This is a genomic window from Erwinia piriflorinigrans CFBP 5888, assembly GCF_001050515.1.
GTDB classification, from domain to species: domain Bacteria; phylum Pseudomonadota; class Gammaproteobacteria; order Enterobacterales; family Enterobacteriaceae; genus Erwinia; species Erwinia piriflorinigrans.
On sequence record NZ_CAHS01000005.1, the window covers coordinates 82,247 to 97,531 of the forward strand.

Below are 15,285 nucleotides of genomic sequence, written 5' to 3' on the forward strand. Positions count from 1 at the left end.
TATTTTACTTACATTGGGATTGAAAACGGGTCATTCTACCGCCATCTCGGGTGTATCACCAAATCGGCAGCGCTGATTTACGCGGTTTATTTATCGCTACGTTGAATCATAGTTGGAAATTGTATGACTGGTAAAAAGCGTTCGGCCAGTTCCAGCCGCTGGCTACAGGAACACTTTAGCGATAAATATGTGCTTCAGGCACAGAAAAAGGGGCTGCGTTCACGCGCCTGGTTTAAACTTGACGAAATACAGCAGGGTGACAAGCTTTTCAAACACGGGATGACCGTGGTCGACTTGGGAGCCGCTCCCGGCGGCTGGTCGCAGTATGTGGTCACGCAGATTGGATCAAAAGGGCGCGTTATCGCCTGTGATCTTCTGCCGATGGATCCTATCGTTGGCGTCGATTTCCTGCAGGGCGATTTCCGAGAGGAACTGGTACTTAAAGCGCTGTTGGAACGTGTAGGTGATACCAAAGTTCAGGTGGTGATGTCTGACATGGCTCCTAACATGACGGGTACGCCTGCGGTAGATATTCCCCGGTCAATGTACTTGTGTGAGCTGGCGTTAGCGATGTGCCGGGACGTTCTGGCACCTGGCGGCAGCTTTTTAGTGAAAGTGTTTCAGGGAGATGGCTTTGAAGAATACCTGCGGGAAATTCGCTCCCTGTTTACGAAAGTAAAAATTCGTAAGCCGGACGCTTCGCGCTCTCGTTCGCGTGAAGTGTACATTGTAGCGACAGGGCGCAAACTATAACCAGCATGGCTGGAATGGCTGTCAGCATTGCAGCGATTCCAAGTGTGAAGGATATATAGTACCCTACGCTGTCTGTTAACACCGTTGTAATATGAGGTTAATCCCTTGAGTGACATGGCGAAAAACCTGATTCTCTGGCTAGTCATCGCAGTTGTGCTGATGTCTGTATTCCAGAGCTTTGGGCCCAGCGAGTCGAATGGCCGTAGGGTTGATTATTCAACCTTCTTGTCGGAAGTGAATCAGGATCAGGTCCGCGAGGCACGTATTAACGGGCGTGAGATTAACGTAACCAAAAAAGACAGTAACCGATATACCACCTACATTCCTGTTAACGATCCCAAGTTACTCGATAACCTGTTGACTAAAAATGTAAAAGTAGTAGGCGAACCACCTGAAGAGCCAAGCCTGTTGGCATCTATCTTTATCTCATGGTTCCCAATGCTGTTACTTATCGGTGTCTGGATCTTCTTTATGCGTCAGATGCAGGGCGGCGGCGGAAAGGGCGCGATGTCCTTCGGCAAGAGCAAGGCTCGTATGCTGACAGAAGATCAAATCAAGACCACCTTTGGTGATGTTGCCGGATGTGACGAAGCAAAAGAAGAAGTCAGCGAGCTGGTGGAATACCTGCGTGAGCCGAGCCGTTTCCAGAAGCTTGGCGGCAAAATTCCGAAAGGCGTACTGATGGTCGGACCTCCGGGAACCGGTAAAACGCTGTTAGCGAAAGCGATTGCCGGCGAAGCGAAAGTCCCCTTCTTTACCATCTCCGGTTCTGACTTTGTTGAAATGTTTGTCGGCGTGGGGGCATCCCGCGTCCGTGATATGTTTGAACAGGCGAAGAAAGCTGCACCATGCATCATCTTTATCGATGAAATTGATGCGGTCGGTCGTCAGCGTGGAGCCGGTTTAGGCGGTGGTCACGATGAACGTGAGCAGACGTTGAACCAGATGCTGGTAGAAATGGACGGCTTCGAAGGTAACGAAGGCATCATTGTTATTGCCGCGACGAACCGCCCTGACGTTCTGGACCCGGCGTTACTGCGTCCAGGTCGCTTTGACCGTCAGGTTGTTGTCGGCCTGCCAGATGTTCGTGGCCGTGAGCAGATCCTTAAAGTTCATATGCGCCGTGTACCGCTGGCCACCGATATCGACGCGGCAATCATTGCGCGCGGTACGCCTGGCTTCTCCGGTGCGGATCTGGCTAACCTGGTCAATGAAGCTGCGCTTTTTGCTGCTCGTGGTAACAAGCGTGTGGTGTCGATGGTTGAATTTGAAAAAGCCAAAGACAAAATCATGATGGGTGCGGAACGTCGCTCCATGGTGATGACCGAAGCGCAGAAAGAGTCTACCGCGTATCACGAGGCGGGACATGCGATTATCGGTCGCCTGGTGCCTGAACACGATCCGGTGCACAAAGTGACGATTATCCCGCGTGGACGCGCTCTGGGTGTGACTTTCTTCCTGCCTGAAGGTGACGCCATCAGCGCCAGCCGTCAGAAACTGGAAAGCCAGATTTCTACCCTTTACGGTGGTCGCTTGGCCGAAGAGATTATCTACGGTGTTGAACATGTTTCTACCGGCGCGTCGAACGACATCAAGGTCGCGACGTCTATAGCCCGTAACATGGTTACCCAGTGGGGCTTCTCGGAGAAACTCGGTCCGCTGCTGTATGCGGAAGAAGAGGGTGAGGTGTTCCTCGGCCGTTCGATGGCGAAAGCCAAGCATATGTCTGATGAAACGGCACGTATCATCGACCAGGAAGTGAAATCCTTGGTGGAGATCAACTACAAGCGGGCTCGTCAGATCCTCGGCGAAAATATGGACATCCTTCATTCGATGAAAGACGCATTGATGAAGTATGAAACCATTGATGCCCCTCAGATCGACGATCTGATGGCACGCCGTGAAGTGCGTCCGCCTGCAGGCTGGGAAGATCCAGGCAGCACTAACAACTCTGATGGAAATGGTACGCCAAAGGCACCGCGTCCGGTCGATGAACCGAATACGCCAAACCCGGGTAATACCATGTCAGAGCAGTTAGGCGACAAGTAACGGCGCACGCTGTAAACTGCTGTTGTTATCAACCCCGGCCATGTCCGGGGTTTTTTTATACCCCAATTAACGGAGACAATTTGTTATGAAGCTGTACGCCAGAGATGCCGTGCTCGATCTTTCTCATCCCCATGTGATGGGGATTTTGAATGTCACTCCTGACTCTTTTTCTGATGGCGGCAAGCATAACGAATTAATCCAGGCACTGACCCACGCGAATGAGATGATTAACGCTGGGGCGACGATTATCGATGTCGGCGGTGAGTCCACGCGGCCCGGTGCCGCAGTAGTCAGTACGGAGCAGGAGCTGGAGCGTGTTATTCCTGTGGTGGAGGCCATCGCTCAACGTTTTGAAGTATGGATCTCGGTTGATACCTCTAAGCCAGAAGTGATCCTCGAAGCGGCCCGCGCCGGGGCGCATATCATCAACGATATCCGCTCACTGCAAGAACCTGGCGCGCTGGCTGCTGCTGCACAAACGGGACTGCCGGTCTGTCTGATGCATATGCAGGGTGAGCCTAAAACCATGCAGCAGTCGCCGCAATACCAAAACGTTTTGCACGACGTTGCGGCGTTCTTCGTTGATAATATCGCCCGTTGCGAAGCGGCCGGGATCAAAAAATCGCAGTTGTTGCTCGACCCGGGTTTTGGTTTCGGTAAGAATCTCTCCCACAATTATCAGCTACTGGCGCATCTGGCCGATTTCCATCGCTTTGGCCTGCCGCTGCTGGTCGGCTTATCGCGTAAGAGTATGATTGGTCAGCTACTGAACGTGGGGCCTTCACAGCGTTTGACCGGTAGCCTTGCGTGTGCAGTGATTGCCGCGATGCAGGGGGCCCATATTTTGCGTGTGCACGATGTCAAAGAAACCGTAGAGGCAATGCGCGTTGTCGAAGCCACTCAGTCTGCAAGGGAAAAATAATATTATGAGCGAGCGTAAATATTTTGGTACAGATGGAATTCGCGGCAAAGTCGGTGAGTCGCCTATCACCCCGGATTTCGTTTTGAAGCTAGGCTTCGCCGCAGGAAAAGTGCTGGCGCGTCACGGTTCCAAGCAAATTATCATTGGTAAAGACACGCGTATATCCGGTTATATGCTTGAATCAGCACTTGAAGCCGGTCTGGCGGCGGCGGGATTGTCTGCGGCATTCACCGGGCCAATGCCTACGCCGGCGGTGGCGTATCTGACCCGCACGTTCCGTGCCGAAGCCGGCATTGTCATCTCCGCTTCACATAACCCGTTCGATGACAATGGCATTAAGTTTTTCTCGACCGAGGGCACCAAGCTGCCTGATGAAGTGGAAGCGGCGATTGAAGCTGAAATGGAAAAACCGATTACCTGTGTAGAGTCTGCCGCACTGGGCCGTGCCAGCCGTATCGTTGATGCCGCCGGGCGCTACATCGAGTTTTGCAAAGGCACTTTCCCCAGCCAGCTTAGCCTCAACGGACTGAAAATCGTGGTTGACTGCGCCAACGGTGCAACCTATCACATTGCCCCCAATGTGCTGCGCGAACTGGGAGCGACGGTTATCTCAATTGGCGTTCAGCCCGATGGCATGAACATCAACAAAGGGTGTGGTGCAACCGATCTGCGGCTGTTGCAGGAACGCGTACTGGCAGAGAAAGCCGACGTTGGCCTTGCCTACGATGGTGACGGCGATCGCATTATGATGGTTGATCATCTGGGGCATAAGGTCGACGGTGACCAGATCCTGTATCTGATTGCTCGCGAAGGGTTGCGCCAGGGGGAGCTGCGCGGCGGCGTGGTTGGCACGTTAATGAGCAATATGGGGCTGGAGCTGGCGCTAAAACAGTTGGGTATTCCTTTTGCTCGCGCAAAAGTAGGCGACCGCTACGTGCTTGAGAAATTGAAAGAGAAAGGGTGGCGTCTGGGTGCTGAGAACTCAGGGCATGTGATCCTGTTGGACAAAACAACCACCGGTGACGGCATCGTAGCAGGTTTGCAGGTACTTACTGCGATGGTGCGCAACCATATGAGTCTGCACGATTTGTGCAGCGGGATGAAACTGCTGCCACAAATATTGGTGAACGTTCGCTTCAGTGGCGCTAACGACCCGCTGGAGGATGCGCAGGTCAAAACGGTGACGGCTGAAGCAGAAACCGAGCTAAAAGGGCGCGGTCGCGTACTGTTGCGTAAATCGGGTACCGAGCCGTTGATTCGCGTAATGGTGGAAGGCGAAGATGAAGCGCTGGTTAGCAAGTTGGCCAACCGTATTGCTGATGCGGTGAAGGCGGTTTGACGGGACGGGCGAAGCGCTCTGAATAAGCACTTCATGTATCAGACAAGGATGACCCGTTTGTACGGGGCATCCTGCACGCACCGGGCCTGATGCCACTGTTATTGCTTATTAAACGCGCACTAGTACTGATAAAAACCGCTCTTTGTCGTTTTTTTCCGCAATCGGAATGGGCTGGCGAAATTGCTCTTGCGTGCACGGTCCCCATTGGTTAGTATTCACACCCGCTTCTGATGGGTAGTGATAAACTATCTTTCTAACTGGTTTGAAGCTTTTGATGTGCGGTTGACGCGCAAGGAACAAGGTTGATTATGTACGAAGCTCTTTTAGTAGTTTTCCTTATTGTGGCACTCGGCCTTGTTGGTCTGATTATGCTTCAGCAAGGTAAAGGCGCTGATATGGGAGCATCATTTGGTGCAGGCGCTTCCGGTACGCTGTTTGGTTCTAACGGTTCAGGCAATTTCATGACCCGTATGACTGCAGTGCTGGCGACCCTGTTCTTCATCATCAGCCTGATCTTGGGTAACATCAACAGTAACAAAACTCAGAAAGGAAGCGAGTGGGAAAATCTGTCTCAGCCGGCGCAGTCGCAACAGACTCAGCCAGCTAAACCGGCTACGCCGGGCAGTGATATCCCGCAGTAAGCAGTACAGTAGTTTCGACGCGACAGAAATAAAAAAGTCGCCTCTTTAGTGCCGTGGTGGTGGAATTGGTAGACACGCTACCTTGAGGTGGTAGTGCCCGCATGGGCTTACGGGTTCAAGTCCCGTCCTCGGTACCAAATCAAAGTTTTGCTTGTGAATTGTGCAAGTTATGCGTATTATTCGGACGCGGGGTGGAGCAGCCTGGTAGCTCGTCGGGCTCATAACCCGAAGGTCGTCGGTTCAAATCCGGCCCCCGCAACCACTTTCCCTTAGAGTTCTTTTTCAAATATACTGTTTACTTAGCAATGGGCATGGCAGCTTATTTTGGAAAAAATTCTTTTGGACTGTGCCGAACCGCCGTTAGCGGTTTACAGGGTCCAGTCACAATAAGCCCCGATATTTCGGGGTTTTTTGTTATCAGGAAGCAGCATCACTGGGCTATAGGCCCTTTTTTTACGTCTTGGGGGTGGGATTGTCCACATTAGAGCAAAAATTAACAGAGCTGATCTCAGCACCGGTAGAAGCGCTAGGCTACGAACTGGTTGGTATTGAGTTTGTACGCGGGCGCACATCCACCTTGCGCATCTATATTGATAGTGAAGATGGCATCAATGTTGATGATTGTGCTGATGTGAGCCACCAGGTCAGTGCGGTAATGGACGTCGAAGACCCGATTACCGTGGCCTACAACCTCGAAGTTTCCTCGCCGGGCCTTGATCGACCGATGTTTACCGCAGAGCATTATGCGCGTTTTACTGGCGAAGAAGTGAGCCTGGTGCTGCGTATGGCGGTTCAAAACCGTCGCAAATGGCAGGGTATCATTAAGTCTGTCGAGGGTGAGATGATTACTGTTGCCGTTGAGGGTAACGACGAAGTGTTCGCGCTGAGTAACATCCAGAAGGCGAACCTGGTTCCCCACTTTTAAAAGTCCGGATTGAGGCATACCAGGATGAACAAAGAAATCTTAGCTGTTGTAGAAGCGGTCTCTAATGAGAAGTCCCTCCCACGCGAGAAGATTTTCGAAGCGCTGGAGAGCGCGCTGGCCACAGCCACCAAGAAAAAATACGAGCAGGAAATTGACGTGCGCGTCAGTATCGATCGCAAAAGTGGCGATTTCGATACCTTCCGCCGTTGGCTGATTGTTGACGAAGTGACCCTGCCTACCCGCGAAATTACGCTGGAAGCGGCACTTTATGAAGATGAATCGTTCTCTCTTGGCGGGTTTGTCGAAGACCAGATTGAATCTGTCACCTTCGATCGTATCACTACCCAGACAGCCAAGCAGGTTATCGTGCAGAAAGTGCGCGAGGCCGAGCGTGCAATGGTCGTTGACCAGTTCCGCGAGCAGGAAGGCGAAATCATTACCGGCGTGGTGAAGAAAGTCAATCGTGACAACATTTCACTCGAAGTGCGGCCAAACGATGGTTCCAGTACCAACGCAGAAGCCGTTATCATTCGTGAAGATATGCTGCCGCGTGAAAACTTCCGCCCGGGCGACCGTATTCGTGGCGTACTGTATGCCGTGCGCCCTGAAGCGCGTGGCGCACAGCTGTTCGTCAGCCGTTCGAAACCAGAAATGCTGATCGAACTTTTCCGCATTGAAGTGCCGGAAATTGCCGAAGAAGTTCTTGAAATCAAAGCCGCCGCACGCGATCCAGGCTCCCGAGCCAAGATCGCCGTGAAAACCAACGACAAGCGTATTGACCCGGTCGGCGCATGTGTTGGTATGCGTGGTGCGCGTGTTCAGGCGGTATCCAGTGAGCTGGGTGGCGAGCGTATTGATATCGTACTGTGGGATGACAATCCTGCGCAGTTCGTTATCAACGCAATGGCCCCGGCGGATGTCGCCTCTATCGTGGTGGATGAAGACAATCACACCATGGATATCGCTGTAGAAGCCGGAAATCTGGCTCAGGCGATCGGCCGTAATGGCCAAAACGTGCGTCTGGCTTCGCAGCTGAGTGGCTGGGAGCTGAACGTGATGACGGTCGACGACCTGCAGGCTAAGCATCAGGCTGAAGCTCATGCTGCCATCGACGTCTTTACCAAACATCTCGATATTGATGAAGACTTCGCTACCCTATTGGTAGAAGAAGGCTTCTCTTCTCTGGAAGAGCTGGCTTACGTGCCGATCAACGAGCTGTTGGAAATCGACGGTCTGGATGAAGAGACAGTAGAAGCGTTGCGCGACCGGGCCAAAAACGCGTTAACCACCCTGGCATTGGCTAAGGAAGAGAGCCTCGGCGACACCCAACCGGCTGAAGATTTACTCAGTCTGGAAGGCCTTGAGCGTGAGCTGGCTTTCAAGCTGGCAGCGAAAGGTGTGTGTACGCTGGAAGATCTTGCCGAGCAGGGTGTTGACGATCTGTCAGATATTGATGGCCTGAGCGATGAGCGGGCTGGTGAGCTGATTATGGCTGCACGAAATATCTGCTGGTTCGGCGACGACGCGTAATAAACTGTAGCAGGAAGGAACAGCATGACGACAGATGTAACCGTAAAATCGCTGGCCGCAGAGATTCAGACACCGGTAGAACGCCTGGTACAGCAATTTGCTGATGCAGGGATCCAAAAGTCTGAAACCGACTCTGTTACCCAGCATGAAAAAGAGACATTACTTACCCACCTGAACCGTGAGCACGGTGGTGGAACGAGTAAACTGACTCTGCAGCGCAAGACGCGCAGCACCTTGAATGTTCCTGGCACCGGGGGCAAAAGTAAATCGGTGCAAATCGAAGTCCGCAAAAAGCGCACCTATGTAAAAGGCGATCCGGCTAATGCTGAACAGGCAGAAGCTGAAGCGCAGGCAGAGCGTGAAGCGGAAGAACTGGCTCGTCGCGAGGCTGAAGAAAAAGCCCAGCGCGAAGCTCAAGACAAAGCGAAGCGTGAAGCCGAGGAGCAGGCCAAGCGTGAGGCAGCTGATAAAGCCAAACGTGAAGCGGCGGAAAAAGATAAAGTGAGCAATCAACATACCGACGAAGCAACCCGGGCCTCTCAGTCCGACAGGGCCCGCCGTGAAGCGGAAGCGGCTGAACTAAAGCGTAAAGCTGAAGAAGAAGCGCATCGCAAGATCGAAGAAGAAGCGAAGCGTGTAGCGGAAGAGGCACGTAAAATGGCGGAAGAGAAAGGCGAAGAGTGGGCGGTAGTGAAAGAGGTAGAAGATACCTCTGATTACCACGTCACCACTTCAACTCACGCTCGTGCAGCGGAAGACGAGAATGACGCACAGGTTGAAGGTGATCGTCGCACTCGTGCTGTACGTCCGGCTAAAGCCCCGGTGCGTAAGAAAGGCAACAAGCATTCTGAAGCCAAAACCGACCGTGAAGAGGCGCGTGCGCAGGTTCGCGGTGGTAAAGGCGGCAAGCGTAAGCCGAGCACCCTACAGCAGAGCTTTAATAAGCCAGCGCAGGCGGTTAACCGCGATGTGATTATCGGTGAAACTATCACCGTAGCGGAACTGGCTAACAAAATGGCCGTTAAAGGTTCGCAGGTCATCAAAGCGATGATGAAGTTGGGCGCTATGGCGACCATCAATCAGGTTATCGATCAGGAAACTGCCCAGCTGGTTGCGGAAGAAATGGGTCACAAAGTGACGCTGCGCCGCGAAAACGAGCTGGAAGAAGCGGTAATGAGCGATCGTGATACCGACGCGGTGCATGAATCTCGTGCACCGGTAGTGACCATTATGGGTCATGTTGACCACGGTAAAACCTCACTGCTGGACTACATCCGTTCCACTAAAGTCGCCTCTGGCGAAGCGGGCGGCATTACTCAGCACATCGGTGCTTACCATGTTGAAACTGACAACGGTATGGTGACCTTCCTGGATACCCCTGGCCACGCCGCGTTTACCGCGATGCGTGCCCGTGGTGCTCAGGCGACCGATATCGTTATCCTGGTGGTTGCTGCTGACGATGGCGTGATGCCTCAGACCATTGAAGCGGTACAGCATGCGAAGGCGGCGAAAGTGCCGGTCGTCGTTGCGGTGAACAAATGCGATAAGCCAGAAGCCGATCCGGACCGTGTTAAAAACGAACTCACCCAGTACGGCATTATTCCGGAAGAGTGGGGCGGCGAGAATATGTTCGTCAACGTTTCTGCGAAAGCCGGAACCGGTATTGATGACCTGCTCAACGCTATACTGCTACAGGCAGAAGTTCTTGAACTGTCCGCAGTCCGTCAGGGTATGGCGAGCGGCGTGGTGATCGAGTCCTTCCTGGATAAAGGCCGTGGCCCGGTTGCTACCGTGCTGGTACGCGAAGGTACGCTGAATAAAGGCGATATCGTCCTGTGTGGCTTTGAGTACGGCCGCGTGCGTGCGATGCGTGACGAGCTGGGCCGCGAAGTGTTGACGGCTGGCCCATCTATCCCGGTTGAAATCCTCGGTTTGTCCGGCGTTCCGGCTGCGGGTGATGAAGCAACCGTGGTCCGCGATGAGAAGAAAGCGCGTGAAGTTGCACTGTATCGTCAGGGCAAATTCCGTGAAGTTAAGCTGGCGCGTCAGCAGAAATCCAAGCTGGAGAACATGTTTGCTAACATGACCGAAGGCGAAGTCTCTGAACTGAACATCGTCCTGAAAGCTGACGTGCAGGGCTCTGTCGAAGCGATCTCCGACTCTCTGATGAAACTTTCTACTGATGAAGTGAAAGTGAAAATCGTTGGCTCTGGCGTGGGTGGTATCACTGAAACTGATGCGACTCTGGCCGCAGCGTCCAACGCGATTCTGGTTGGCTTCAACGTGCGTGCCGATGCCTCTGCGCGCCGCGTCATTGATACCGAGAGCCTGGATCTGCGTTACTACTCCGTCATCTATAATCTGATTGACGAAGTGAAAGCGGCGATGAGCGGCATGCTGGCACCTGAGTACAAGCAGCAGATCATTGGTCTGGCTGCGGTACGTGACGTGTTCAAATCACCGAAATTTGGTGCTATCGCCGGTTGTATGGTGACCGAAGGTAACATTAAACGTCACAACCCAATCCGCGTACTGCGTGACAACGTGGTTATCTATGAAGGCGAGCTGGAATCCCTGCGCCGCTTCAAAGATGACGTTAACGAAGTCCGTAACGGCATGGAATGTGGTATCGGCGTGAAGAACTACAACGATGTACGTGTTGGCGATATGATCGAAGTATTCGAAATTATCGAAATTCAGCGTACCATCGATTAATAATCTGACAGGTATCCACCCGATTTCGCGTTGCGGTACGATGATAACCGAATAAGCGTCGGTCACCGTTTTTAACCAGTGACCGGCGCAAAAGAGGGCAGTTAACGTCGCAGACGCAAAAGATGATGGATATTATTTGGGAGGCTTCTGGCCTCCCAAATTATTTGGAGATAAAAATTATGGCGAAAGAATTTGGTCGCCCGCAGCGTGTTTCTCAGGAGCTGCAAAAAGAGATCGCTATCATTCTGCAACGTGAGATCAAAGATCCGCGTCTGGGCATGATGGTGACCGTTTCCGGTGTGGATGTGTCCCGTGACCTGGCCTATGCCAAAGTGTTTGTCACCTTCCTTAACGACAAAGACGAAGCGGCCATTAAAGGCGGCTTACGCGCTCTGGGCGATGCTTCTGGCTATATCCGCACTCTGCTCGGTAAGGCGATGCGCTTGCGTATCGTGCCTGAACTAACCTTCTTCTACGATAACTCGCTGGTTGAAGGTATGCGCATGTCTAACCTGGTGACTAACGTGGTCAGAAACGACGAAGAACGTCGCGGACCGGCAGAAGAAAACCCGGAAGAAGGCAAAGCTGAGTAATGAGTCGTCCTCGTCGTCGCGGCCGCGATATCCACGGCGTACTATTGCTGGATAAACCTCTTGGTCTCTCCTCCAACGATGCGCTGCAAAAAGTAAAACGCCTGTATAACGCCAATCGTGCCGGTCATACCGGCGCGCTGGATCCGCTGGCGACCGGCATGCTGCCCATCTGTCTGGGGGAAGCGACCAAGTTTTCTCAGTATCTGTTGGATTCGGACAAACGTTATCGGGTGATTGCCCGCCTCGGGCAGCGCACCGATACCTCGGATGCAGAAGGCAGGGTGGTGAGTGAGCGGCAGGTGACATTCACCACACAAGCTCTGGAACAGGCGCTGGAGAGTTTCCGTGGCGAAACGCAGCAGATCCCTTCAATGTATTCGGCACTCAAATATCAGGGGCGTAAACTCTACGAATACGCCCGTGAAGGAATAGAGGTGCCGCGTGAATCCCGCAGCATTGTGGTGTATGAGCTGTTGTTTATTCGCCATGAAGGTCATGAACTGGAGCTGGATATTCACGTCTCGAAAGGGACTTACATCCGTACCATTATCGACGATCTTGGTGAAAAACTGGGTTGTGGTGCACATGTTAGTTTCCTGCGCCGTCTCCAGGTTGCCCGCTATCCGATCGCGAGGATGGTCACGCTGGAGCAGCTTAATGCGCTGTCTGAAGAGGCGCACCGCACCGGCGTATCGCCAGCGGATTTGCTCGACCCGCTGCTGATGCCGATGGATAGCCCAGCCTCTGAATATCCGGTAGTGAATCTACTGAGCTCCGTCGCTGCTTACTTTAAGCAGGGCATGCCGGTACAGGTGGCAGGTGCGCCGTCAAGCGGTCTGGTGCGCGTCACTGAAGGCGAGCAAAGTAAGTTTATTGGTATGGCTGAAATCGCTGACGATGGACGTGTTGCGCCGCGCAGGCTGGTTGTAGAATATTCTGGCTAGCTATTTGCGCTCGGGCATGGCTAAGAGTAGAATAGTGCGGCTTTACATTGGGTGGCTGAATTAGAGATCGGCGCCTGTACATTTATCTTAAAATTTGGAGTTGTCTCATGTCTCTAAGTAATGAAACTAAAGCAAAAATCGTTGCTGATTTCGGTCGCGATGCTAACGACAGTGGTTCTACAGAAGTTCAGGTTGCACTGCTGACCGCACAGATTAACCATCTGCAGGGTCACTTCTCTGAGCACAAAAAAGACCACCACAGCCGTCGTGGCCTGCTGCGCATGGTATCTCAGCGTCGTAAGCTGCTGGATTACCTCAAGCGTAAAGAAGTGACACGTTACACCAGCCTGATCGAGCGTCTGGGTCTGCGTCGCTAAGTCTTACAGGCTGTCCCGTCACGTTTTCAGTTTTTTCTGACAACACCGTGGACATTCGGACAGCCCGGTGCAAGTTTGCTGGGAAGGGGCCTTAACGGCCCCTTTTTTCAAGCAGGCGGCAGCAATTAAACGCAAACTATTGTATTGTTGATTCGTGTGATCTTCAGTTGCAGATTTTCGCGCGGCTAATGAGAGGCTTTATCCCATCAGGGATTAGGGTTGTCATTAGTCGCGAGGATGCAAAATGAAGATTAGAAAATCCACGGCTGGTATAAAAAACTACCATCCCTGAAGTTAAGGAACTCATTTTGCTAAACCCGATCGTAAAAAAATTCCAGTATGGCCAACATACCGTCACTCTCGAAACCGGCATGATGGCTCGCCAGGCCACAGCGGCCGTTATGGTAAGCATGGATGACACCGCTGTTTTCGTCACCGTAGTGGGTCAGAAAAAAGCAAAACCGGGTCAGGGCTTTTTCCCGCTGACCGTGAACTACCAGGAGCGTACCTACGCTGCTGGCCGTATTCCAGGCAGCTTCTTCCGTCGTGAAGGCCGTCCAAGCGAAGGCGAAACGCTGACCTCTCGCCTGATTGACCGCCCAATCCGTCCGCTTTTCCCAGAAGGGTTCGTTAATGAAGTGCAGGTTATTGCCACCGTGGTTTCCGTTAACCCTCAGGTTAACCCGGATATCGTGGCGATGATCGGGGCTTCTGCAGCGCTGGCGCTTTCTGGTCTGCCGTTCAATGGCCCTATCGGCGCCGCGCGCGTGGGTTACCTGAACGATCAGTACGTCCTTAACCCAACCAGCGATGAGCTGAAAGAGAGCAAGCTGGATCTGGTTGTTGCCGGTACTAAAGGTGCCGTGCTGATGGTTGAGTCTGAAGCCGAGCTGCTGAGCGAAGATCAGATGCTGGGTGCGGTGGTATTCGGCCATGACCAGCAGCAGATCGTCATTGATAACATCAATGAGCTGGTCGCTGAAGCGGGCAAACCACGTTGGGACTGGCAGCCAGAAGCCATCAACGAAGTGCTGTCTACGCGCATTGCCGCGCTGGCAGAATCGCGCCTGAGCGATGCTTACCGCATTACCGAAAAGCAGGAGCGCTACACTCAGGTTGACGTAATCAAATCTGAAACCACGGCTACGCTGCTGGCGGAAGATGAAGCGCTGGACGCCGCTGAAATTAGCGACCTGCTGCACGCGCTGGAAAAAGAGGTGGTACGTAGCCGCATTCTGCGTGGCGAACCGCGTATTGACGGCCGTGAAAAAGACATGATCCGTGGTCTGGACGTGCGCACCGGCGTGCTGCCGCGTACTCACGGCTCCGCGCTGTTTACCCGTGGTGAAACTCAGGCGCTGGTTACCGCTACCCTGGGGACTGCCCGTGATGCGCAGAACCTTGATGAGCTGATGGGTGAGCGTACTGATAACTTCCTGTTCCACTACAACTTCCCTCCGTACTCTGTCGGTGAAACTGGCATGGTCGGTTCGCCGAAGCGTCGTGAAATTGGTCACGGCCGACTGGCGAAACGCGGCGTGCTGGCTGTGATGCCAAAAGGCGATGCTTTCCCGTACACCGTGCGCGTAGTGTCTGAAATCACTGAATCAAACGGCTCGTCCTCTATGGCGTCTGTGTGTGGTGCTTCTCTGGCGCTGATGGATGCAGGCGTGCCAATTAAAGCTGCTGTAGCCGGTATCGCGATGGGCCTGGTGAAAGACGACAACAACTTTGTGGTGCTGTCTGACATTCTGGGTGATGAAGATCACCTGGGCGATATGGACTTCAAAGTGGCCGGTAGCCGTGAAGGGATCACCGCGCTGCAGATGGACATCAAAATTGAAGGTATCACCCGTGAAATTATGCAGGTGGCTCTGAACCAGGCTAAAGGTGCGCGTTTGCACATCCTTGGCGTAATGGAACAGGCTATCAGCGGCCCACGTGGCGACATCTCCCAGTTTGCTCCACGTATTCACACCATCAAAATCAGCGTTGATAAGATCAAAGATGTGATCGGTAAAGGCGGTTCGGTGATCCGTGCTCTGACGGAAGAGACTGGCACCACCATTGAAATCGAAGATGATGGTACGGTGAAAATCGCCGCTACCGATGGTGATAAAGCTAAGTTTGCCATTCGTCGTATCGAAGAGATCACCGCAGAAATCGAAGTGGGTCGCATCTACAACGGTAAAGTGACGCGCATCGTCGATTTCGGTGCCTTCGTCGCTATCGGCGGCGGTAAAGAAGGTCTGGTACACATTTCTCAAATCGCTGACAAGCGTGTAGAAAAAGTGACAGACTATCTGCAAATGGGCCAGGAAGTGCCGGTAAAAGTGCTTGAAGTTGACCGCCAGGGCCGTGTACGCCTGAGCATCAAAGAGGCTGGTGAACAGTCCCAGCCTGAAGCAGAAGCCGTTCCTGCTGCACCAGAAGCCGAATAAGCAATACTGATGAATTCTCCGCTCTCTCTTCTGGGCGCGGAGAGTTTTTAAACGCG

The 15,285-nt window shown here is 53.0% G+C and carries 12 protein-coding genes and 2 tRNA genes; all 14 read left to right on the forward strand.

Annotated features, from left to right (window positions below; translation table 11 throughout):
• Positions 1 to 123: 123 nt before the first annotated feature.
• The 14 genes from rlmE to pnp all read left to right on the forward strand — a co-directional run bounded on the left by rlmE (position 124) and on the right by pnp (position 15,229).
• Positions 124 to 753, forward strand: a complete 630-nt coding sequence (gene rlmE, locus EPIR_RS01730; protein ID WP_023653563.1) for a 23S rRNA (uridine(2552)-2'-O)-methyltransferase RlmE — start codon at positions 124 to 126, stop codon at positions 751 to 753.
• Positions 754 to 867: 114 nt separating this feature from the next.
• Positions 868 to 2,802 carry an ATP-dependent zinc metalloprotease FtsH gene (gene ftsH, locus EPIR_RS01735; RefSeq protein WP_023653564.1) on the forward strand — a complete coding sequence of 645 codons (1,935 nt, stop codon included), beginning with the start codon at positions 868 to 870 and terminating at the stop codon, positions 2,800 to 2,802.
• 85 nt (positions 2,803 to 2,887) lie between these two features.
• Positions 2,888 to 3,724 (forward strand): dihydropteroate synthase, encoded by an 837-nt coding sequence (folP, locus tag EPIR_RS01740; protein ID WP_023653565.1) that lies wholly within the window; start codon positions 2,888 to 2,890, stop codon positions 3,722 to 3,724.
• 4 nt (positions 3,725 to 3,728) lie between these two features.
• Complete coding sequence (gene glmM / locus EPIR_RS01745) at positions 3,729 to 5,063, forward strand: phosphoglucosamine mutase (protein ID WP_023653566.1); 1,335 nt, start codon at positions 3,729 to 3,731, stop codon at positions 5,061 to 5,063.
• Between the two features lie 308 nt (positions 5,064 to 5,371).
• Positions 5,372 to 5,704: a preprotein translocase subunit SecG gene (gene secG / locus EPIR_RS01750; RefSeq protein ID WP_023653567.1), complete on the forward strand. Its 333-nt coding sequence runs from the start codon at positions 5,372 to 5,374 to the stop codon at positions 5,702 to 5,704.
• Between the two features lie 50 nt (positions 5,705 to 5,754).
• Positions 5,755 to 5,841: transfer RNA gene (locus tag EPIR_RS01755), tRNA-Leu, on the forward strand.
• Positions 5,842 to 5,889: 48 nt separating this feature from the next.
• Positions 5,890 to 5,966 (forward strand) — tRNA-Met (locus EPIR_RS01760).
• Positions 5,967 to 6,176: 210 nt separating this feature from the next.
• Complete coding sequence (gene rimP / locus EPIR_RS01765) at positions 6,177 to 6,629, forward strand: ribosome maturation factor RimP (protein ID WP_023653568.1); 453 nt, start codon at positions 6,177 to 6,179, stop codon at positions 6,627 to 6,629.
• Between the two features lie 24 nt (positions 6,630 to 6,653).
• On the forward strand, positions 6,654 to 8,159 hold the full coding sequence (nusA, locus tag EPIR_RS01770) for a transcription termination factor NusA (protein ID WP_023653569.1): 1,506 nt from the start codon (positions 6,654 to 6,656) through the stop codon (positions 8,157 to 8,159).
• 24 nt (positions 8,160 to 8,183) lie between these two features.
• The gene (gene infB / locus EPIR_RS01775; protein WP_048696675.1) at positions 8,184 to 10,874 is read left to right on the forward strand and encodes a translation initiation factor IF-2; all 2,691 of its coding nucleotides are present in this window, start codon (positions 8,184 to 8,186) and stop codon (positions 10,872 to 10,874) included.
• 179 nt (positions 10,875 to 11,053) lie between these two features.
• Positions 11,054 to 11,467, forward strand: coding sequence for a 30S ribosome-binding factor RbfA (gene rbfA, locus EPIR_RS01780; RefSeq protein ID WP_012440109.1), 414 nt, complete (start codon positions 11,054 to 11,056; stop codon positions 11,465 to 11,467).
• Positions 11,467 to 12,411 (forward strand): tRNA pseudouridine(55) synthase TruB, encoded by a 945-nt coding sequence (gene truB, locus EPIR_RS01785; RefSeq protein WP_023653571.1) that lies wholly within the window; start codon positions 11,467 to 11,469, stop codon positions 12,409 to 12,411. The genes rbfA and truB overlap by 1 nt, the downstream gene beginning before the upstream one ends.
• A 107-nt stretch (positions 12,412 to 12,518) precedes the next feature.
• Positions 12,519 to 12,788 (forward strand): 30S ribosomal protein S15, encoded by a 270-nt coding sequence (gene rpsO, locus EPIR_RS01790; RefSeq protein WP_023653572.1) that lies wholly within the window; start codon positions 12,519 to 12,521, stop codon positions 12,786 to 12,788.
• A gap of 308 nt (positions 12,789 to 13,096) precedes the next feature.
• Positions 13,097 to 15,229, forward strand: a complete 2,133-nt coding sequence (gene pnp / locus EPIR_RS01795; protein WP_023653573.1) for a polyribonucleotide nucleotidyltransferase — start codon at positions 13,097 to 13,099, stop codon at positions 15,227 to 15,229.
• Positions 15,230 to 15,285: the final 56 nt, after the last annotated feature.

Coding starts and splice junctions, on each gene's coding strand:
- rlmE (WP_023653563.1), top strand. CDS start 124: ATGACTGGTAAAAAGCGTTCGGCCAGTTCCAGCCGCTGGCTACAGGAA.
- ftsH (WP_023653564.1), top strand. CDS start 868: ATGGCGAAAAACCTGATTCTCTGGCTAGTCATCGCAGTTGTGCTGATG.
- folP (WP_023653565.1), top strand. CDS start 2,888: ATGAAGCTGTACGCCAGAGATGCCGTGCTCGATCTTTCTCATCCCCAT.
- glmM (WP_023653566.1), top strand. CDS start 3,729: ATGAGCGAGCGTAAATATTTTGGTACAGATGGAATTCGCGGCAAAGTC.
- secG (WP_023653567.1), top strand. CDS start 5,372: ATGTACGAAGCTCTTTTAGTAGTTTTCCTTATTGTGGCACTCGGCCTT.
- nusA (WP_023653569.1), top strand. CDS start 6,654: ATGAACAAAGAAATCTTAGCTGTTGTAGAAGCGGTCTCTAATGAGAAG.
- infB (WP_048696675.1), top strand. CDS start 8,184: ATGACGACAGATGTAACCGTAAAATCGCTGGCCGCAGAGATTCAGACA.
- rbfA (WP_012440109.1), top strand. CDS start 11,054: ATGGCGAAAGAATTTGGTCGCCCGCAGCGTGTTTCTCAGGAGCTGCAA.
- truB (WP_023653571.1), top strand. CDS start 11,467: ATGAGTCGTCCTCGTCGTCGCGGCCGCGATATCCACGGCGTACTATTG.
- rpsO (WP_023653572.1), top strand. CDS start 12,519: ATGTCTCTAAGTAATGAAACTAAAGCAAAAATCGTTGCTGATTTCGGT.